The organism is Bacillus cereus group sp. BfR-BA-01316 (genome assembly GCF_022664195.1).
Taxonomy (GTDB): domain Bacteria; phylum Bacillota; class Bacilli; order Bacillales; family Bacillaceae_G; genus Bacillus_A.
The window spans coordinates 13,073-34,350 of the sequence record NZ_JAKUGX010000019.1; the positions used below are offsets into that span (position 1 = coordinate 13,073).

Below are 21,278 nucleotides of genomic sequence, written 5' to 3' on the forward strand. Positions count from 1 at the left end.
CGATTGACGTTAATGTATATGGGGGAAAGATTGATGAACAACAATACAATAAATGAATCAGTTGAAGAAGTTGATAAAAAACGAGTAAGATCAAGCAAACGTTTTACAAATTGGAAGCTTATCGCAGCGGGTGTTGGTATAATTGTACTTCTCATTGGGGGGATGAGTTATTATCAGGCAACTCACTTCAATTCGAATGTTACGATTAATGACACAAAAGTCGGTGGTCTGAGCACTGATCAGGCAATACAGAAATTAAAAACATCTGGACTAGCAAACAAAGTCTATGTCGATCAACAACAAGTTTTAGATGAAAAAGATACAAAAACAGAACTTACGGAAAAAGATTTGCCTCAAGTTAAGAAACTATTAAAAAGTCAGTGGACATTTTTCCCTTCCTCAAAGGAAAAAAATTATTCACTGCTACCGGAAAAGGCGGATCAGTATCGTAGTGAAACGATGAAAAAGCTTGTAGAAGAAAAGCTCATCTCTATGAACGAAAAATTAAAAGCGCCTCAAGATGCTATGGCGAAGCTCGAACAAGGCAAGGTTATTATTTCGAAAAGCGTTGAAGGAAAACAGTATGACGTTACTAGTCTACTGAAAGATTACGACAAGCAGAAGTATAAAAGCGAAATTCATCTGAAGTCTGCATACATAAAGCCTATTAAAGAAGACGATCCGATTGTCAAAAAAGAGGAGAAAGCACTACAGGATCTTCTGCAACAGTCCGTTGATTATAAGGTGCAGAATGAAGTTTATCCTTTAAAAGCGAAAGATTTAATTCAAAATGCCTCTATGTCAAAGGATATGAAAGTTACAATCGATGCGAGCGACATTAAGAATAAGATTGCTGAAATTAATAATGCTAAATCAACGTTAAATAAAGATTTCGCATTTAAAACTCATTCTGGGTCGGTCATATCAGTAAAAGGACAAGGTTATGGCTGGGCACTAGATGTTGAAAAAGAAACAAAACAAGTTCAACAAGCCTTTGAGAAAGGTGAAAAATCACTTTCTGCTTCTAATATTCACGGAAATGGGTGGGAGAAGGAAGGGATCGGTTATGAAACAACATCGAATAATGGTATCGGAGACACGTATGCGGAAGTTTCAATTGCAGAGCAACAAATTTGGATTTACAAAGATGGAAAATTAGTAGTTACAACAAATGTAGTAACTGGTAAACATAGCACGAGTGAAGATACATCACCAGGTGTGTGGTACGTCCTATATAAACGAACACCATACACGCTGAAAGGCAGCGCAGTAGGTAAAGCTGATTATGCAGTTAAAGTAGATTACTGGGTTCCGTTCACAAATAGCGGTCAAGGGTTCCATGATGCAGGCTGGCGAACAAACTGGGCGAATAATGCCTATTTAACAGGGGGATCAGGCGGATGTGTTAACCTTCTTCCTAATATTGCAAAAACTGTGTATGATAATTTGAGCACTAATGATCCAGTTATCGTGTACTAGTAAATAGTATCTCGCGTGAAACGATACATGTATCAATAACTTAAATTTATAGAAAAGCAGGAAATCGTGATTGAAGTGAACCCGAATAGTGGTACATGAAAAAACACCTCTTGAATTCGCATACTAAGTATGCAAATTTAATGGAGGTGTTTTTCGTTAGAAGACAAGAGCTCATTACCCAGAAGAAACAAAGTGGAAAGAGATTGAGATGAAAAGAATAGTTATTCAAACCATTCCAGTATGAGACGATTGGAATTAAAATAGTCAATAAAATTGACAATGAATATCATTTTCACTTACTATAGAATCGTCACATTTAATTAGACATGACTTTTTTATTAATGTAATAGATTTCTATTAAGATGTCACTTTCAAGGACTATCACTAAATCTTTTAAGAATTTAAACGTAAGAAAGGGTAAAATAAAAATGAACTGGAAAAAAAGCGGATTATGGATTATTATTTTTTTCATTGTAAAAGGTACGATTTCTACACTTTTAATTGTTACAGGTGCTAAATATTTTGATTTATCATTTATGCAATTTTTAGTACTAATAATGATTTTATTACTGATTTCTCTAACAGGTCGAAAATTCCTTTATAGACATAAACAAAACAAAAAACAAAAAGAGATAGATATATAATGATGCCCCAGAGACCTTTGGATTTCTGGGGTTTTACTTATTCAATAGTGAGTTTTGGGTCCGCAATACGAATGATACACTCCATCAGTTTTATTGGTTGTAAATCAAAAAAGCCACTGATTTTCTTGAATAAATAGAAAATACTTTTCTTTTTCTTTTATTTACTTTAATATCAATAAGGGCACCAAAAAAATAGATAGAGGTGCTAGAATGTACGGTATTATTAATTATGAAGTGTTTTTACTAACAGGGATTTTATTAAATCTAATTCCTGGCGCAGACACCATGTATATTGTGGGGAGAAGTATTTCACAAGGTAGAAAAGCAGGTGTGTATTCTGTTTTTGGTATTATTACTGGTTCTTTAGTTCATACGTTATTGGTTGCTTTTGGTTTATCTATTATACTTACAAAATCCATTGTGTTATTTAACACCATTAAGGTTATAGGTGTTATCTATCTTGTATATTTAGGGATTAAAATGATATTGGATAAGACAAATGTAGCTTTCCAAGCCTCATCCAATAAATTGAACATTAAAAAGATCTATTTACAAGGACTTTTAACAAGTCTTACGAATCCAAAAGTCTCTTTATTCTTTATTGCGTTTCTTCCGCAATTTATAGATACAAAGGCTTCAGGTCCTATGCCTTTTATCATTTTAGGACTTACTTTTACAGTAACTGGACTATTGTGGTGTTTATTTGTTGCTTATTTCTCTTCATATGTCACAAAAAAATTAAGAGGAAATCAAAAGGTAGGAATGATTCTAAATAAAGTAACAGGAATGATTTTTATTGGTATGGGGTTAAAGTTGCTTCAAACGAAGGCTCCTCAATAAACCTGAATAATATAAAAATGCCCCCTTTCAAGAGATGTTATCTTTGATTTAAGCTAATTTCTATATACTAAAAAGTCCCTTCAAATTTGAAGGGGCTTTTGCTTGTTATTTTGGTTTATCTAAATGCAGTCTAAGACATTTTGTAACTAAACATTTGGGGAAGAATGTGTTTCTTAACTTAATAGCTATGGAGTAGCACCCCATACCCATCAAGCTAAAAAGGAAAAACACCTCATAACAAAAAAATTCTGCATCATTTAAACTCGGGTAACTAGTCATATGATCAAGAATAATTGAGCTAACAGATTTCGTTAGATTGCCATCACCTTTTTTGTAACCGAATAGATTCATTACCGTTTCAGACCTATGTATGAATTCATAACCTAACAGTAAAAGGGGGGATGATTGAAGGTATGGCGATTAATGAGGAATCAATTTGTCAACAGTTTGCAAGAATTATCGGCGGCCAAAAAGGATTCGCTGGTGGAAAATGCGTGGCAACAATAAATCGGGATGAAATACAAGCAACAATCTTAGGAAAACGTTTTAGAGTAACAACTTCCTTCTCATTCGAATCAAGAGATAATAAAACTGGACGGGCATTATGTCTAGGCCGGGTAGCACTCTTACAAAAGGAAGTCACTGAATTTGTTGCTACAATTATTAAACAAGGAATAATAGTTTCGTCTATACACAATGAGTGGTTATGTGATGATCCAAATTTGATTTACGTTAATATCGAAGACGTTGATGATCCACTAACTTTCGCAAGAAAAGTCAGAAGAGCGTTATGCAATTAACTAATTTCTTTAGTTAAATGAGTGATTATGTTGATTAGAATATTTCAGAGTGTTGAATGGTATATTTGGAAAATAGATTTAAGTGGATGGTTTTATAAAGTAAAAGAAGGCGTTCCATGTTTGGAATGTCTTTTCTTGATGTTTTTTCTAATGTGGGTTGTTAAATTATTTTAATTGACTATATGCTGCTTATCTTGCAACAATAAGAACTGGGTGAGATACCCTTAGAGTGGAATCGCCAGCATTTCAGAAAAAAACAAGCTAAGCACATTTTAATATAAAAAAAGCTGAATTTTACCCCGTTAAGAGTAATTTTGCTTTTTATTATTTAAAGAACGTAAGGAATGTAAACTTGTTGAATGCAATCCCTCAAACTTATATTCCCCTAAGAAATTGATGTGTTCCCACCTAAAGGCCATATATACGGCATTAGAGCCTCTTTGACCCCACCCTCTTCGCTTCAATTCTTCTGTGGCCTTTTCCATATAGACAGTATTCTATACGCTTATAGCATTAATTATTATGTTAAGTGCACTGGCTCGCTGCAACAAGAAAGCACATAAATGCGAGATCACTGAAAAAGTCCTATATAAAATACTGAAGGAATACCTGGTATATCACTGCTATAAAAGCATCGATCCAATCCAAGTGTATATTTGTGACGAGTGGAATTCAAACCAGATACCTTGGATTCAAAGATTTTTCATCTTCTCCAATCGTGTGAATCTGACTATGTACAATTACATAACAACTCGTCATTGTAACTTTGTTATCTTGCTGTTACATTCCAAAATGCGTACAACAGCGTGCCTTCAAGGTTATACTGAGGCTGGAGGTGATTCAAAGTGACATATGATTGGAAAATGAATCTGAAACGAACTAATCAATTACAAGACTCTGACAAGTCAATTCCATCCGTCTTTCAATTGAGTTATGAACGAATTGCGGCAGTATTTTTCGGAAGATGAACTTTTCATTAGCCAGGAGAGTTTTAAACATCAAGTCTTCATTTTGGAACTAAAATCGCTTTTATATCAGGTTTCGAATTTTTATGTGGTATAGACATTAGATGAAAGATAGGTTTTGCCTGATCTTACTTATATCGTAAACTTGATAATTTATAAATATGAATTAATGGGGGGGTATTATGAAAGATAGCAAACATTTTAATTTTCACAAGCTTTGGCTAGGACAATCTATAAGTTTGTTAGGTACCCAGTTTACAATAGTAGCTTTGCCTCTTTTTGCATTAGAGGTGCTACAAACAAGTGAGGCAAATGCTGCCATGCTTCGTGGGGTTATATTCTTACCCTACCTAATTTTTGGGTTAGTAGCCGGTGCTTTGATAGACATCTTTCATAGAAAAAATGTTTTGCTAATTTGTAGTATATGTCAAGGTATTTTATTTTTATCAGTATTCATACTGACTGTAACAAATATAATAACGTTCCCTTTATTGGTGTTTCTCATGTTTTTAAATGGAATATTTAACACGTTTTACAACATTGCAATTCCTTCTTTCTTACCGGAAATATTAACAGATAAAGACTACTTAAAAAAAGGAAATGCTCAACTAGCACTTTCGGAGTCTCTTTCTATAGTAATTGGTCCTATGCTAGCAGGAATCGTTATTACTCTAGTTGGATTAACAGGTTCTTTCACTGTTGACGCAGTAACGTATTTTGTTTGTTTTGTGTTTGTATTATTTATTTCAAAGTTTAAACCGCATACAGAAGGCTCTTTAAAAAACGTAAATATAAAATCCGTATACAAAAACATATATGAAGGTTTGATATATTTTAAAAAACACCCTGTATTGGAACCAATTGTAAGCTGTGGTGCTGTTTACGGTTTTTTTAAATACATACTAAATAGCATTTTAGTAATATTCCTTTATAAGGTAATGGGTCTATCTGAACTTGAAATAGGGTTTGTTGTAGGTTCAGCAGCGGTGGGATTTTTAATAGGCAATACGATACTCATGAAAAAAAGTCAACAAATTAATAATACAAAAATGCTTATTTATAGTGCTACTGTATCAGTTACCGGTCTGGCCGTTATACCGATAATGGGATATATGGGAACCGTTTACGGTATAGTAGCTGCAAGTATCATACATGGTATGGGAGAAGGTGTATTTGGCCCTTACGCTGCAACCATACGACAACTTGCCTCACCAAATCACATGCTAGGCAGAGTAAATGCTGTACAGCGTACGCTTAATTTGGGAGCTTGGGCATTGGGAAGTTTTGCTAGTGCATTTTTAGTTTCTATATTTGGGCTTCAAACTACGTTATTTATAGGGGGCTTCGGAACAACATTGTGTTTAGTGGTGTTGTTAAGACGAGGTGTATCAAAAGGAACTGACATTGAATATACGAGTTCATTTTAGAGGAGATGATTATGATGTATAAGGTATCAAAAGGCACTGACATAGAAAATACACCACACATTTTATTTATAGGGGGATGGACAAAACCTATACAAGATGCTTTAGACAGTGGGTATACTGTTTCGTATATAGGGTCTTACACTAAACATATATATTTTGATGGTGCTATCTTAGAAAAGTGTTTCTATAAAAAAGAAATAGACACAACAAACATACCTTTGTGTGTGTACTATGCTGAAGAATTATACAAAGAGAAACCATTTGATGTGGTTGTATCTTTCAACGAAACAGCCTTAGATACAGCTTGCATAATTGCAAAGATTTTTAATGTTAAAGGACCTTCTTACAATGCTAATCTGATAACCCGCAATAAAGACATGATGCGTGAAATTCTAGCAGACAAAGACTTTTCGATAGATTCGACAGTTTGCAATAACATTAAAGACATTAATGAATTTTTGAACAAAAAAGATAGTATTATAATAAAACTCCCGATTGGCGCAGGTGGTAAAGGTGTATCTAAGCTAGACACGGGAGATGACGTAGAGGTATTTATTAAAGATAATGGTATTCAACTACCTGTTTTAGTGGAAGAGTACATTGGAGGTGATGTAGTTTATACGGTCGAAACCGTTTCTTATAACAAAAAACATTCTATACTAGCTATATCAGCTGAAGTATTTAAAGAAGATACGTTTATAATAAACTATACTATTATGCCGGCACCTATAGATGAATCTCAAAAAAAATTAATTATGGAGAAAGTAATGCTATTTTTGGACGATATGCAAATGGAAAACGGCATTACTCATACAGAAATAAAGATAGACAAACAAAATAAGCCAATAATCATAGAGTCTCAAGTTAGAATAGGTGGCGGCAACATATGGAGAATGGTGGAACTAACAACCGGCATATCTCAATTTGGATACTATTATGATGCGTTAGCTACTGAGACTATAGATGAATTTAGATGTGTACCTTCAAAATGTCAAGCTATGTCTTTAAGCTTGATTCCAAAACCGGGTTGCTTAAAAGAAATCAAGTATAAAGAGTTAGCTAACATATCCGAGGTCGTATTAATTGATCTATTAGTAAAAGAGGGCGACATCATACCAACTATTGTAGACAGTACTCAACGCAAAGGAAGTATATTATTTACGGCTAATGATATAAAACATATGTACGAAGTTGCAGAGAAAATATGTGACAATATAACGTTTGTTTATCAGGATTTGTCAGAATGGAAACCTTCTTTTAAAAAGAATGTGGCACATGACTGGTCTATTTCATGAAAAAGGACAATTTAAACCACGTGTGTCTATTAACGGACAATTGGATAAGGGTGAGGCCACAAATGCATTAGCTAGAGCTATATTTTTCGATAAAAATGGCGAATTAAGAGAACGAGCCAGGGCACTTAACATAATAATTAATGCTATAAACATATGGAATACAGTTTACATGGAAAAAGCAGTAGAAGAACTGAAGAAAAGGTGAATTCCAAGAAGATTTAATGCCGTATAATGGCATTTAGGTTGGGAACGTATCAATTTCTTAGGAGAATATAAGCTTGAAGAATTGTATTCTACCAATTTATAAACATTACTTCCTTTAAATATTAATGAGCCGGTTTACTCTTAGAGGGGTAAAACTCGGCTTTTTTTGTATTAAAATGTGCTTAGCGTGGTTTTTTTTCGAAATGCTGGCGGAACCCCATCGCTACCATGTAAAGAAACACATTCTTCCCCGAAACGAAATTTTAGCTTGATGGCGATGAGCCCTCGATTGTGGAAAACCTCCAGGCTTCTATTAGCTGGTTAGTTGAAGAAGAATTTGTTCCATAACCCCTAAGTTATTATAATACAAAAAATTAAATTCTCCTCCTGCAATCCCTTCGAATCGGTCAATCTCCGTCTTTTTAATTCCCTGAAAGTTGCTAAATAACTATGCCATCTCTAGCAAAATAATTAACATATCCTATGTAAGAAAGTTTAGGTGGCTAATAGCATATGTTTTATTGAAAGGATGTGATTGAATTATGGATCGGCCGAACTGGGGAATTGGAGGATTAGTATTCGTTGGCTGCATGTTTCTTGGTGGAGGAGTGGGATCTATGTTAGGAAGTACCCAAACTGGATGGCTAATAGGAATGGGTGCTGGATTTCTTGGGATGGCTTTAACGAGACTGATTAGAAAGTAATATAACGGGGGATTCTTCTTCCAGTAAATAAGGAAATATGCATGTAAGTAATTGCTTACATGCGAGCTCTATAAATTATAGTTAGAAGCTTCCCTTTTTGTATTTGTCTTTTCTAAATTTCTTCCATACATAGATGTGATTCTCAAATCGGAGGAGGGCACTTTAGGGTGTCTTTTTTTTATGCTCTCTAAAAATGTCTTAACATATAATATCCGAGTTTTGCCGTCAGTCCCCGATGCCCATCAAGCTAAGGTTTTAAAATAACCCCAAAATAAAAACCTGATATCTCTACGATTATTTATCCCGCTATTTTTGGGAGATTAACTGCCTGTAAAAGTCCGATTGGTACGGGCTAATAATGAGAGGGGATGGACAAACCCCCCCCTCTGATTAAAGTTTCACTTTATCTCTCCGTCTCAAAAAACTCAATCCACTCCCCGTCAGGGCCAGTGAAGAATATGTAACGTGTTCCATCCGGTAATGTTTCGATTTCATCTCCAAGTAAAAATGTTACTCCGTGTTTCTGTATTCTTTCGATTTCATCTTCTAATGAATCTACCTTAAAGCAAATGTGATGCACTTTTCCTTCTGCCGGAAGAGAAGAGTTGTAACCTTCAATTAGTTCGAGTATCGTTTCTTTTGATTCTTCTACACCTAAAAAAGCGAGTTTTAAGTCTGGGTTTGGATGCCCCATCCGTTTAATGAGCTGTAAGCCGACTACTTCCTCATAAAATGAAATAGATGTTTCTAAGTTTGCGACCATAAGTCCGACGTGTTCAATTCTTCTGACTGGCATGTGCACTCCTTCTTTCTGAAAATTATATATAAAATAATATTGAAAATTAAGAAAATAAGCAAGATAAAAACCTTACAAATTTTAACGTGTAATATGGTATAGTGAGAAAGTATGTTTGGGGAGAAGGAAGGAGATTATACTATGAATACAACTACTCAAACTCCTTCATTATCGGAAACGATGAAAGAGTGGCATTATGCATTAGCATATGAAATTAAACATTGGAAGACGATAGGTGGTAGTAAAATTTCTATCATTAACGGTCGTTTCTTATATACAGATTATGAAAGTACAGTATACGTATTTCAGCTTATTTCGGAAGTAAGCTTACCGGAAGGTTCACCAATTCGAATTGAGTTCGATGGTGAAGAAGCGACGGGGGAAGTATTATCTGTACATGGATTAGAAATAGAACTGAAGTTAAATGATTATATACAAGGTGAAATAAGAGAAGCTGTTTTATACAGTGAACCGTGGCAACTTTTAGAGCAACTGCAAGAGCGATTGAAAGAGGCGCATAAAGATAAGTTGAAACGTAATCGTATAAAGCGTCTTGTTGATGGGACGAGTAGTCCGAAGCATATTGAGAAGATGAAAAATACGAAAAATGAATTGGCGTATCGTTCATTTTACAATCCGACAACGTACGTGTGGGGACCACCGGGAACAGGGAAGTCTTACAATTTATCGCGTATTATTTCTGCTCATTATCAAAAAGGAAAATCGGTACTTGTGTTAGCTCATAGTAATGCGGCTGTGGACGTATTAATGAGTGAAGTAACGAAGCAAATTGAGAAGAAGAAGAAATGGACACCTGGCGAAATTGTTCGTTACGGTTATAGTCAACATGAACATATACGAAATCATGAAACGTTACTTGCGTCGAAGTTAGTTGAAACGACGAACGGATCTTGGGGAGAAGAAAGACTCTATTTAGAAGAGACACGACAAGATCTTCGTGAAAAGATTTTATCATATAAAGCGACTTCTGCTGATAAGAAGCGTATACAAGAGATTGAAAGTGATCTTCGAAAGCAAAAAGCGAAAATTAAAGAAGTAGAAAAAGAATATATTGAAAATGCAAAAGTAATCGGTGCAACGCTATCAAAATGTGCCATTGATTCACTTATTTATGAGCGCACATTTGATTTAGTTGTTGTAGATGAAGTAAGTATGGCATATGTTCCGCAAATCGCATTAGCTGCTTCTCTTGGAAAACGTATTGTCGTTTGTGGTGACTTTTTACAATTACCTCCGATTGCGATGGCAAACCATGAACTCGTTCGAAAATGGCTCGGTGAAGATATGTTTTATCATGCAGGGATTGTTAATTCTGTAAATAAATCAGAAGCACATCCCAACCTTTTTATGTTGCAGGAACAAAGACGTATGCATGCGGATATATCGAAGTTTACGAATTCATTTATTTATAAAAATAGAGTTTACGATCATCCATCTGTTTCAGAGCGTAAAGAACTTGCGAAACTACAACCGTTCGCAAATGAAGCTAGTGTTTTATTTGATACGAGCTTAATGGGAGCTTTTTCTTTAAAAGACGCTGCTTCAGGTTCGCGTTTTAATATTATGTCTGGGTTAGTAGCGATGCAAATGATGTTAATTGGATTGTTAGATGGTGTTCAATCTATCGGTGTAGTTACGCCGTACAGGGCGCAGTCCCGCTTTTTATCAACGTGCATTAGAGAAATGTTGCAGAGAACGAAATATCAAAACATACCAGTTTTAGCGGCGACAGTTCATAAGTTTCAAGGGTCTGAAAGAGATATGATGATCTTTGATACGGTTGATAGTTATCCGCAAGAACGTCCTGGTGTGTTATTCTTTGATCATAAAAACCATCGTCTCGTCAATGTAGCAGTTACGAGAGCGAGAGGGAAGTTCATTCAATTATCAGATTGCCACTACATGCGTAAAAATTTATCGAGAAAACAAGCGTTATCACAATTAACAGCCCATATAGAACGTCACGGAGATGTATATGATCGTACGACATCAAGACAAGTGTGGGAGCGGAAAATATCGAAACGTTTACGTTGGTTTATGGAAATGAATCTTGAAGAGCCGAAAGGACTACTAAAAGATATTTTAGCTGCAAAACGTCAAATTATCATTTCACTTCCAAGCACAAGGCAAGTAGATAAAAGAGTATGGCAAGCGTTAATGCGTACGAATGCACAAGTAACGGTATATAGTGATGGACCAGTTCCATTAAAAAATATAAAGTTACAAAGACAAAACAAAGCATACCCGTTTATAGTAATCGATGATGAAATCTTTTGGGCAGGGGCACCGCTCACATCTCAAATGATGTTTGAAGGTAGTACGGAATTCCCGTACATATGTGCAAGACTACAAGCACCGGAGACAATTGGCGTATTAAAAGGGTTTTTAGATATTCGGTAAATTCGGATAGGAATTCCTTGACTTTTGCCTGGAATGAACTTAGAATAAAAATAATTTAATATAATTTTATGAAAATTCTTATCACGAGAGGTGGAGGGACTGGCCCTACGAAACCTCGGCAGCGGATTCTATATGAATACTGTGCCAATTCCAGCAAGGTAACTTGAAAGATAAGAAAGAAGCTCATTTTCACGTAAAAAAGCCTCTTTCTATCTTTTAGAAAGAGGCTTTTTTACGTGAAAATAAAAGGAGGAAGAAAAATGGGAGCGACAGGAGTAACGTCACAAAGAAAAACAATTACTGAAAGTATAGAAAGAAATAAGGAAAAATACATAAAAACAAGTCATGATATTCATGCGAATCCGGAGATTGGTAACCAAGAGTTTTACGCATCAAGAGCATTAAGTTTACTGTTAGGAAGCGCAGGATTCCAATTGCAACATAATATAGCTGGGCATGAAACAGGCTTTATCGCAAGAAAAAGTTCCGGAAAACAAGGGCCAGTAATCGCATTTTTAGCTGAGTATGATGCTTTACCAGGACTCGGCCATGCGTGTGGTCACAATTTAATCGGAACAATTAGCGTTGCAGCAGCGATCGCATTATCAGAAACACTTGAAGAAATCGGCGGGGAAGTTGTCGTGTTCGGAACACCAGCAGAAGAGGGTGGGCCAAATGGTAGTGCGAAAGCGAGTTATGTAAAAGCAGGTTTATTTAAAAATATTGATGCGGCGCTTATGATTCATCCGAGCGGAAAAACAGCGACGACGAGTCCATCACTAGCGGTCGATCCACTAGATTTTCATTTTTACGGGAAAACAGCTCACGCAGCAGCTTCGCCTGAAGAAGGAATAAACGCATTAGATGCGATTATCCAGCTTTATAACAGTATTAATGCACTTCGCCAACAACTTCCATCAGATGTGAAAATTCATGGAGTCATTACAGAAGGAGGAAAAGCGCCTAATATTATTCCTGATTACGCATCGGCACGATTCTTTATCCGCGCAGCAACAAGAACAAGATGTGCTGAGGTAACAGAAAAAGTAAGAAATATCGCACAAGGTGCAGCACTAGCAACAGGTACAAAAGTGAAAATTCATCAATTCCAAAATGAAATCGATGAATTGCTCGTAACAGAAACATTTAATGACGTCGTAGCCGAAGAACTAGAACAACTTGGTGAAGATGTAAACCGTAAAGAAAGAGTAGGAATCGGCTCAACAGACGCAGGAAACGTAAGCCAAGTCGTACCGACAATTCATCCTTACATTAAAATTGGGCCAGATGACTTAATTGCTCATACGAATGAATTTAGAGAAGCAGCTCGTTCAGAACTAGGTGATAAAGCGTTAATTACATCGGCAAAGGCATTAGCGAATACGGCATATCGATTAATTACGGAAGAAGGGTTGTTAGAGAAGGTGAAGGAGGAGTTTAGGGAGGTGCAGAGGAATCAGGGGTAGGTGGTTAAAATACTTTCGATTTGAATAACAGGTTCTCTTTTCGAAGGGAAATCTAATTAACAAGTAAAAACGCAATAAAAAAGAACATTGATTTTTCAATGCTCTTTTTTATTTACTAATCATTTATTTCCTCGTTATTTTGATAACAAATCTCTTCAGCAATTTCTTGGATGCGATTTAGTTTAATACCATCTCTTTGTTCAATAGATAATGGGTGATCTGTTACTTCAGGAGCGGCATTACACAATTGGATAAAATCAGAGCATTGGCTCGTTTTAAACATAATGAATGCTTGAATGTTTTTATTAATTTTGGAAGGCTCAAATTTTGTTCTGTAAGCCGCTATAACTCCTTGATCTTCAAGTTTGTTAATCAGTTCTTTTGCAGCAGGCTGCGTCATGGATATAATCCGTCCTATTTCTGAAACAGAAATTCTCGCATTTTTATATAACAGGTTCATAATTTTATGATCGATTTCATCCAATTTTACTGCGTTTTGCATTGTGTAGCCTCCTTATTTCATTTTCTAAAGTAAATCGTAAATTACAACTATAATATCATGAGTTAACTAACTGAATTACCTATAAATCTGTATTTTAAATTATTGATATTTCAATAAAAATATAAGTATAGGATTTTATCAAACGAAAATTGAGGAAGGATGGAAAAATGAAAAATCTTGATGGGAAAGTAGCGTTAGTAACAGGGGCGAGTCGTGGAATTGGCCGTGCCATTGCAAAGAGATTGGCGAAAGAGGGTACATTAGTTGCGATTCACTACGGCTGAAATAAAACAGCTGCAGATGAAACGATTAAAGAGATTGAATCTAATGGAGGAAAAGCTTTCTTAGTTGAAGCTGAGCTCAATTTATTTGATGGTGTCGAAAAACTAGTAAAAGAATTAAAGAATGAACTGCAAGAGAGAGTTGATACATCAGAGATTGATATTTTAGTAAACAATGTAATAATGAATACAAACATCTAAAGCAATATGATAAAAGGTTGGTGGTCCTCCATGCCCATCAACCTTTTATTATGAAGTAATACCTGAACGTATTATATTATTGTTTTTTATTAACAAACATAAAAATGATTTATTTGTTTTATCGATAATTCCTAAACACTATTGTAAAATGTTTGCATATATATAAACTAAATTAATTTACGTTTGATTTTATCGGAAGAGATAGGAAGTATTAATAACAATAAAATAATGAGTATATCACCTACAAAGAGCCGCAAAAAGAATGGAACCAGTAAGGAAAAGATACTTTCGTAAAAAATTCAAAAAATAAGAATTATTTGCTCTTGAAGAAAAGTGACTAGAAAAGTTACAACCATATGGAGAATAAGGTTATACCAAAAAAGGTCTTAAAAGGGGGACAAAATTATGGAACAAAGAAAGTTTTCAGTAACACCTCAAGATCGAATGAATTATTTATTAGGTCTTTATTCTGCAGATCAACAAATTAATGCAGTTCTTTATTTTCCTGTAGGTATATCAAAGAAAATACTTGAACAATCAGTAAGGATAACGTTACAATTGCAGCCGGTTTGTAGAAAATGATATTCCTTACTGGGAGGAACATTCATCTGCCACTAACTCACCTATTTGCCTTTTTGCAGAAGGAAATAATCAAGAACTTGAAATAATGGCAATAGATTTTATTAAGGAACCTGGTGATCGTATTAAGGGGCCTATGGTTCAAACAAAATTATTACGAGGCACTACAACAGATATATTAGTTGTGAAATTATCTCATCTATGTTCAGATGGTGCAGGGGTCAAGGAATATATTAATTTGCTGGGAGCAATTTATACTCAACTTTCCTTGGGACAATCTAAGAATCAAATTATAAAGGAATTTGGTGAGGGAAATGAGAGTTTTCGAGATCGATCACATGTATTCAAATATACTGGAATATCGGACATAAAAAGCGCGTATCGTCCTAACCAGGAACAACAGGCATCGTTATGGTCTTTTCCATCTCAACCCAACAAAAATAAATCCCCTCAAATGTCCGTACGGCGGTTGAGCCATGAGCAATCTCTACGTCTAACCCAATGGACAAAAGCACAACAGGCTACCTTGAATGATGTAATCATGACTGCATACTTCCGAGCTTTATCACATTTCACTGTGTATGTAGAACCTCGCACCGCAGAAAAAATGATCGGTTTAACAATTGATTTACGTCGATATCTGCCTAATTATACAACTGGTGCTATTTGCAACTTATCCGGCATGGAAATGCCAGTGATTAAAATGGAGGATGATGAATCATTTAATCAGACTCTCGTTCGAATTAAACAATCAATGGATAAAATAAAGTCTCAAAATCCAGGTCTTTCTTCAGCAGCAGGAATGGAGCTACTGGCAGGTATGAAGCTATCTGTGGTGAAGGAAATGTATAATCAGCAATACGAACAGGCTTTACAGATGGGGATGGCGTTGCCATTACTGACAAATTTCGGGGCGATCGCTGATGAACCTATTCAGTTTGGTGAAGTTCAAGCTGAGGACGGGTATATGACATCACCCATTATGTATGCGCCATTCTTTTCAATGGGTGCAAGCTTTTATAATGGAAGACTTACATTTACGATTGGTTATCATACACCGGATACATCAAAAGAAAAGGTAGACAAATTTTTAGAAAGTGTTGTTAATCAACTATCATAAATAAAAGAGAATATAGCGCAAAAATTTCTAGCGGAATTGTATTTTAGGGGCTCGTCCCCATGTCCATCAAGCTAATATTTTGAAGTATCCCTAAAACGAAAATTTTATATCACTACAACAGTTATTTATGAGAATTCAGGTCATTTTTATCGTTTTGGGGTATTCGCTTTTCTTAGCTTGATGGTGATGAGGCACCACCCCTCTAAAATATTTTAACTATTGAGTTGTTAAAAGAGCCTTAGTTTTTCATTTTTGAAAAGGCTATGGTTCTTTTTACTTGTGGCATAGGTATGATTAGAAGAAGTTGTTCTATATTAATCAAAAAAACCTGATTAATTAGTTGCGTAAAGAGTTAATAAGTGTATATACTATAAACATCAAAAAAAATTGATGAAGGGAGAATGAAGTTTGTTGGCACAAGATTTTCAGTTATATGAGAAAAAGTTTAAAGCGTTAGCTGATCAGAAACGTTTAGAGATTATGTATGAACTTTGTCAACGAGGACAGACGTGTGTATGTGATTTAACAGAGGTTTTCGAAATGACGCAATCTAAGTTGTCATATCATTTAAAGATTTTATTAGATGCAGGTTTAATTGTAAAAAAAACAAAAGGTACGTGGAGTTATTATGATTTAAATGATGCGGAAGTAAATAACTTATTATCAGAAGAACTATGCTGTATCTTTAGAAAAACAGGAAAAGGTAGCTGTTGTTAAAATTTTGCACTATTAATCAAAAAAAATTGATTAATAGCATTTTAAGAGGAGGAATAAGCAATGAGATATGTTCATATTGGTATAAATGTTACTAATTTAGAGAAGTCTGTTGAATTTTACGAAAAGGTATTTGGTGTGTCACCAGTTAAAGTGAAAATGGATTATGCAAAATTTTTATTAGAAAGCCCAGGGCTTAATTTTACACTTAATGTTCGAGATGAAGTGAATGGAAATCAGGTAAATCATTTTGGTTTTCAAGTGGATACAGCTGAAGAAATTACATTTCATAAAGAAAGATTAGAAAAAGAAGGTTTCTTTGCACGTGATGAGATGGATACTACTTGTTGTTATGCGGTTCAAGATAAGTTTTGGGTAACGGATCCCGATGGTAACGAGTGGGAGTTCTTTTATACAAAAGCAGATAGTGATGTTCATAAAATAGAAGATCCATCTTGTTGTACGACTTCTAACGTAGTAGATAAAAATTCTTGTTGTTAATAAGAGAAGGGGGATAAAATGAAACGTTTATCTTTTCTAGATCGATATTTAACATTATGGATTTTTCTAGCTATGGCTGTTGGAATTGGTTTAGGGTTTGTGTTTCCTAGTGTAGTAGACGTGCTTAATACATTACAAGTTGGAACGACGTCTGTCCCGCTTGCTGTTGGTTTAATTTTAATGATGTATCCACCGTTGGCGAAGGTTCGCTATGAGAAAATGGGGCGGGTATTTAAAGATGTAAAAGTGTTGGTTCTCTCTTTAGTACAAAACTGGATTATTGGGCCTGTACTTATGTTTGTTTTAGCAATTATTTTTCTTCCTGATAAGCCAGAATACATGGTCGGACTTATTATGATTGGTTTAGCACGTTGTATTGCAATGGTAATTGTTTGGAACGATCTTGCTGATGGTGATAAAGAATATGCTGCAGGTTTAGTTGCTTTTAATTCGGTATTCCAAATGTTATTTTTCTCAGTTTATGCATACGTGTTTGTAACAGTAATTCCAGAGTGGTTAGGAATTGAAGGAGCTATTGTCGATATTACAATGGTAGAGGTAGCGAAATCAGTATTTATCTATTTGGGAATACCTTTTATAGCGGGTATGTTGACACGATTTGTATTCGTAAAGTTAAAAGGAAGACAGTGGTATGAAAAGGTGTTTATACCTAAGATTAGTCCACTTACATTAATTGCACTGCTATTTACGATTATCATTATGTTCTCTTTAAAAGGAGAAATGATTGTTAGCGTCCCACTAGATGTAGTAAGAATAGCAATTCCGTTATTAATTTATTTTATTGTGATGTTTTTTGTTTCTTTCTTTATGGGAAGAAAAATTGGTGCAAATTATCCGGTGACAACAACTTTAGCATTTACAGCAGGTAGCAATAATTTTGAATTAGCAATTGCTGTGGCTGTCGGTGTGTTTGGTATTCACTCAGGTGCAGCATTTGCAGCTGTTATTGGACCGTTAGTCGAAGTACCTGTAATGATTGCACTTGTAAATGTTGCTTTTTGGTTTAAACGTAAATACTTTAATGATCAAGTAGTATAAAGTGAAACTTTAATCAGTGGGGGGATTCATCCCCACCGATTATTAGCCTTCACCAATCGGGCTTTTACAGGCAGCAGGGCTCCCACCTAACTTCTTTGCTCGAACTGAATTTTGAAGCGGGAGTCTTACTGCCCACAAATAGCGGGATAAATTTAAAAACAAAGGTGGAAAACAACATGGAAAACAAAAAGACAATCTACTTTTTATGTACAGGAAATTCATGCCGAAGCCAGATGGCAGAAGCTTGGGGCAAACAATACTTAGGAGATAAGTGGAATGTATATTCTGCTGGCATTGAAGCGCATGGAGTAAATCCAAATGCTATTAAAGCGATGGAAGAAGTAAATATCGATATAACAAGTCAAACATCAGATAGGATTGATTCAAACATTTTAAATAATGCTGATTTAGTCGTTACTCTTTGTAGTCACGCAGATTCTGTTTGTCCTTCTACACCTCCGCACGTTCATCGTGTTCATTGGGGATTTGATGATCCGGCAGGAAAAGAGTGGTCTGAATTTCAACGTGTTCGTAATGAAATCGGTGAACGTATTAAACAATTTTCCGAAACAGGCGAATAAGTAAAGCAAAGAGCCAATCTCATTGTCATATAGGAGATTGGCTCTTTTTTCCTATATATTTAACAAGACAAAGTTGATAAGTTTATAGATAGCAGGTGGTGTTATGTCAAAAACGTACTTGTGGCAATCTAATGGGTTAATTAGATACTTACGCTAATATTATACTTCTAATTTTCAAAATAGCTTCTTTAATACGGTGTAGTTTACGGTGGGATTATGATTTAAACTCATGTGATTTTATAGTTCAAATCACATAAGTCATTACGTATCAGCTTACTTATTGTTATCGGTTTAAATCTATTAAGATCCCCGCGTAACCTGAAAGGTAATAGATAAACGAGGGAAATCTCTCCTAGCATACAAAATAATAATTTTTTCACATGTATTTCCCCTTTTTTATCATTACATCTGTAGAACAAGGTTAATTATAGACAGAAGTTCTTATGGAAAACGAATAAGAATTCTTAAGTTTTTGGGGAGAAATTATGAGTTTTCTACATAAGAAATGTTTTAACCATAATTTTCATAAAAAACCCAATAGAGAATAAATGTTCTTTTTGTTAGGAGTGATGACCTTGTATGATTATTGTTTGTGTAGATTTTCGTAACTTTTATGCAGGTGTTTCATATATTAAAAAAAGGCCTCAATCCACGGTATACAAAATTGGCTATAGTAGAAGATGTAAACCGTAGGGATAGATAGTATTAGCGACGACATTACTTTTAAAAGCGTTATAGGTTAAAAGATGGGCAGGGCGTACGAAATATGAAAATGTACGGACATAATGATTGTAAATTTAATTATGCATGCTATATAACAAGTTTAGTCTTACAGTACGTTGCGACGGAAGGTTTTCATCAATATAGCATCGACTAATTTTTCATGGATACGACAGTAAGTATGTATTTATTTACGGGTAATCTTATAGGTTTTCTTTGAAAAAAGAACGAGAAATATACAGTTTTCGTACATACCTTATTTCCTGTTTCTCTGTATTTGACGTTTGAAAAACATGTGTTAAAGGGAAATAGGGAGTGTTTATAAGATATGTCCTTTAAGGGTGGTCTTTCTTTAGGGCAAACTATTTTTACAGAGCTTATTCAAATCTTAAGGATTCTTAAGAATTTTCACTCTAGTTTCTTCAGGTTTGAATTTTAAACTATGGTAGTACATTCAAACTATTGGAGTGAGTAAATATGAAACCTCTGTCTTTTTTATCTCAATATATAACTAATCCAAGAAACGTTGGTGCAGTACTTCCAAGCTCAAAGTTTCTTGCAGATAAAATGGTGGAAAGTATCGATTTTAAGAAAGCTAAATATATTGTTGAATATGGACCAGGTACGGGTGTATTCACTAATAAATTGCTTGAAAAACGAAATTCGAATACTACTCTTTTGTTAGTGGAAAATAATAAAGAGTTTTATTTATTATTGAAAGAAAAATTTAAAAACGAGAAAAATTTATTCGTTGTATGGGGGTCTGCGGAAAATATCGACGAGTATTTAAAGGGCTATTGTATTCCTTATGCAGATTATATTGTTTCGGGTCTTCCTTTTTCTAGTTTACCCCCAAATGTTTCCTTTAAAATTTTATTAACTACCACCAAAATTTTAAAGGAAGGTGGAAAATTTGTTACTTTTCAATATACTAAATTTAAAAAGAAGTTTATTAATCAGTTTTTTACTAGAATAGATGTGAAAAGGGAGCTTAGAAATGTACCACCAGCTTATGTCTTTAGCTGCTCAATCCCCAAAAAATAATTGGTGATGGTTGTTTTGCCTACGCAAGTTTCGAATCGAAAGAGTTAAAGTTAGTTGAACGGACTGGTAGTTTAGTTGAAGAAGGGAAACTTATAGTAAACATAGAAAAAGATTAATGACTTGAAATTTTTATGAGGTGAAAATGATGGTAATAAAACAAGATGAAATTAAAGTAGTAGTTGGAGCTGGAGCATTTAACAATAATCCAGGTTGGATTCAAACGCAAGAAGATGAGCTTAACTTATTAGTTGAAACGACATGGGAAGAAAGATTTGCACATAACTCTATTTCAGCTATTTTGGCAGAGCATGTATGGGAGCATCTTACTTTTGAAGAAGGGGTAAAAGCAGCTGAAGTTTGTTATAAATTTTTAAAACCGTCAGGTCATATTCGGTGCGGCGTCCCTGATGCATTTTTCCAAGATGAAACATATCAAAACATAGTTCAAGTAGGTGGACCTGGCCCGAAAGACCATCCAGCTGCAAGCCATAAAATCGTTCATAATTATAAAACATTAACGAAATTGTTTGAAACTGCTGGATTTGAAGTGGTTTTACTTGAGTATTGCGATGAAAATGGGCAATTTTATTACAACGAATGGGATGCAAATGATAGCGTTATCTTCCGCTCAAAAAGATATGATTCTAGAAATCAAGGAGATAAACTTGGTTTCCCATCGCTAATTGTGGATGCGATTAAACGGTAAGTCATTCCACTAACGTATGTTGGTCCTATAAGTTCATGAGCCGCAAATGCGGCTTTTTTGTCTGGGACGTAATAATTACTGGGGATAGATTGTCAGAAAAAAATCTTCAGAAAACATAGAACAACTAAAGAGATTAGTAGACCAGTATTGTCATGTAGGAATACGATAGGATTAGGCTTTCGACATTCCTAAAAATGATACTAAACAAATCAGAGTAGAAAGAATGACG

The 21,278-nt window shown here is 34.9% G+C and carries 18 protein-coding genes, 4 pseudogenes and 1 riboswitch; of the genes and pseudogenes, 19 read left to right on the forward strand and 3 right to left on the reverse strand.

Features of this window, described 5'->3' with window-relative positions:
* Nucleotides 1-33: 33 nt before the first annotated feature.
* From MR071_RS15270 to MR071_RS15285, 4 genes are all read left to right on the forward strand, one after another.
* The gene (locus tag MR071_RS15270; protein ID WP_242236699.1) at nt 34-1,479 is read left to right on the forward strand and encodes a L,D-transpeptidase family protein; all 1,446 of its coding nucleotides are present in this window, start codon (nt 34-36) and stop codon (nt 1,477-1,479) included.
* Nucleotides 1,480-1,907: 428 nt separating this feature from the next.
* Nucleotides 1,908-2,123 (forward strand): hypothetical protein, encoded by a 216-nt coding sequence (locus MR071_RS15275; protein WP_105587268.1) that lies wholly within the window; start codon nt 1,908-1,910, stop codon nt 2,121-2,123.
* Between the two features lie 210 nt (nt 2,124-2,333).
* Nucleotides 2,334-2,963 (forward strand): LysE family translocator, encoded by a 630-nt coding sequence (locus MR071_RS15280; protein WP_242236700.1) that lies wholly within the window; start codon nt 2,334-2,336, stop codon nt 2,961-2,963.
* Between the two features lie 413 nt (nt 2,964-3,376).
* Entirely contained in the window at nt 3,377-3,763 is a 387-nt protein-coding gene (locus MR071_RS15285) for a DUF1259 domain-containing protein (RefSeq protein WP_242236750.1), read from the forward strand.
* 302 nt (nt 3,764-4,065) lie between these two features.
* Here MR071_RS15285 and MR071_RS25810 read toward each other — a convergent pair.
* Nucleotides 4,066-4,311, reverse strand: a pseudogene (locus MR071_RS25810) (Tn3 family transposase); the annotation flags it as partial.
* 297 nt (nt 4,312-4,608) lie between these two features.
* Here MR071_RS25810 and MR071_RS25485 point away from each other — a divergent pair.
* From MR071_RS25485 to MR071_RS15305, 5 genes and pseudogenes are all read left to right on the forward strand, one after another.
* Nucleotides 4,609-4,731 (forward strand): hypothetical protein, encoded by a 123-nt coding sequence (locus MR071_RS25485; protein ID WP_255834214.1) that lies wholly within the window; start codon nt 4,609-4,611, stop codon nt 4,729-4,731.
* A gap of 179 nt (nt 4,732-4,910) precedes the next feature.
* Nucleotides 4,911-6,155, forward strand: coding sequence for an MFS transporter (locus MR071_RS15290; RefSeq protein WP_242236704.1), 1,245 nt, complete (start codon nt 4,911-4,913; stop codon nt 6,153-6,155).
* Between the two features lie 14 nt (nt 6,156-6,169).
* Complete coding sequence (locus tag MR071_RS15295; protein WP_242236706.1) at nt 6,170-7,450, forward strand: ATP-grasp domain-containing protein; 1,281 nt, start codon at nt 6,170-6,172, stop codon at nt 7,448-7,450.
* A 19-nt stretch (nt 7,451-7,469) separates the two neighbouring features.
* Nucleotides 7,470-7,757, forward strand: a pseudogene (locus tag MR071_RS15300) (Tn3 family transposase); the annotation flags it as partial.
* A 439-nt stretch (nt 7,758-8,196) separates the two neighbouring features.
* Nucleotides 8,197-8,358 carry a hypothetical protein gene (locus MR071_RS15305; RefSeq protein WP_164881585.1) on the forward strand — a complete coding sequence of 54 codons (162 nt, stop codon included), beginning with the start codon at nt 8,197-8,199 and terminating at the stop codon, nt 8,356-8,358.
* A gap of 403 nt (nt 8,359-8,761) precedes the next feature.
* On the opposite strand, the gene MR071_RS15310 is transcribed toward MR071_RS15305, so the two are convergent.
* Nucleotides 8,762-9,154, reverse strand: coding sequence for a VOC family protein (locus MR071_RS15310; protein ID WP_105587263.1), 393 nt, complete (start codon nt 9,152-9,154; stop codon nt 8,762-8,764).
* A gap of 111 nt (nt 9,155-9,265) precedes the next feature.
* On the opposite strand from MR071_RS15310, the gene MR071_RS15315 reads away from it, so the two are divergent.
* Together MR071_RS15315 and MR071_RS15320 are read left to right on the forward strand one after the other, a co-directional pair.
* Nucleotides 9,266-11,575 (forward strand): AAA domain-containing protein, encoded by a 2,310-nt coding sequence (locus MR071_RS15315; protein ID WP_142395915.1) that lies wholly within the window; start codon nt 9,266-9,268, stop codon nt 11,573-11,575.
* 75 nt (nt 11,576-11,650) lie between these two features.
* Nucleotides 11,651-11,752: riboswitch (SAM riboswitch) on the forward strand.
* A gap of 83 nt (nt 11,753-11,835) precedes the next feature.
* Complete coding sequence (locus tag MR071_RS15320; RefSeq protein WP_105587261.1) at nt 11,836-13,041, forward strand: M20 family metallopeptidase; 1,206 nt, start codon at nt 11,836-11,838, stop codon at nt 13,039-13,041.
* Between the two features lie 115 nt (nt 13,042-13,156).
* On the opposite strand, the gene MR071_RS15325 is transcribed toward MR071_RS15320, so the two are convergent.
* On the reverse strand, nt 13,157-13,543 hold the full coding sequence (locus tag MR071_RS15325) for an Lrp/AsnC family transcriptional regulator (RefSeq protein ID WP_309243135.1): 387 nt from the start codon (nt 13,541-13,543) through the stop codon (nt 13,157-13,159).
* A gap of 167 nt (nt 13,544-13,710) precedes the next feature.
* Here MR071_RS15325 and MR071_RS15330 point away from each other — a divergent pair.
* From MR071_RS15330 to MR071_RS15365, 8 genes and pseudogenes are all read left to right on the forward strand, one after another.
* A pseudogene (locus MR071_RS15330) lies at nt 13,711-14,016 on the forward strand (SDR family NAD(P)-dependent oxidoreductase); the annotation flags it as partial.
* A gap of 414 nt (nt 14,017-14,430) precedes the next feature.
* A pseudogene (locus tag MR071_RS15335) lies at nt 14,431-15,724 on the forward strand (condensation domain-containing protein).
* Between the two features lie 411 nt (nt 15,725-16,135).
* Complete coding sequence (gene arsR, locus MR071_RS15340; protein WP_105587271.1) at nt 16,136-16,441, forward strand: arsenical resistance operon transcriptional regulator ArsR; 306 nt, start codon at nt 16,136-16,138, stop codon at nt 16,439-16,441.
* A gap of 60 nt (nt 16,442-16,501) precedes the next feature.
* Nucleotides 16,502-16,939 (forward strand): ArsI/CadI family heavy metal resistance metalloenzyme, encoded by a 438-nt coding sequence (locus tag MR071_RS15345; protein ID WP_105587260.1) that lies wholly within the window; start codon nt 16,502-16,504, stop codon nt 16,937-16,939.
* Nucleotides 16,940-16,957: 18 nt separating this feature from the next.
* Nucleotides 16,958-17,998: an ACR3 family arsenite efflux transporter gene (gene arsB / locus MR071_RS15350; RefSeq protein ID WP_242236708.1), complete on the forward strand. Its 1,041-nt coding sequence runs from the start codon at nt 16,958-16,960 to the stop codon at nt 17,996-17,998.
* A gap of 176 nt (nt 17,999-18,174) precedes the next feature.
* Nucleotides 18,175-18,579: an arsenate reductase (thioredoxin) gene (arsC, locus tag MR071_RS15355; protein ID WP_105587258.1), complete on the forward strand. Its 405-nt coding sequence runs from the start codon at nt 18,175-18,177 to the stop codon at nt 18,577-18,579.
* Between the two features lie 1,197 nt (nt 18,580-19,776).
* Entirely contained in the window at nt 19,777-20,343 is a 567-nt protein-coding gene (locus tag MR071_RS15360; protein WP_105587257.1) for a class I SAM-dependent methyltransferase, read from the forward strand.
* Between the two features lie 142 nt (nt 20,344-20,485).
* Nucleotides 20,486-21,049 carry a class I SAM-dependent methyltransferase gene (locus MR071_RS15365; RefSeq protein WP_242236710.1) on the forward strand — a complete coding sequence of 188 codons (564 nt, stop codon included), beginning with the start codon at nt 20,486-20,488 and terminating at the stop codon, nt 21,047-21,049.
* Nucleotides 21,050-21,278 lie beyond the last annotated feature (229 nt).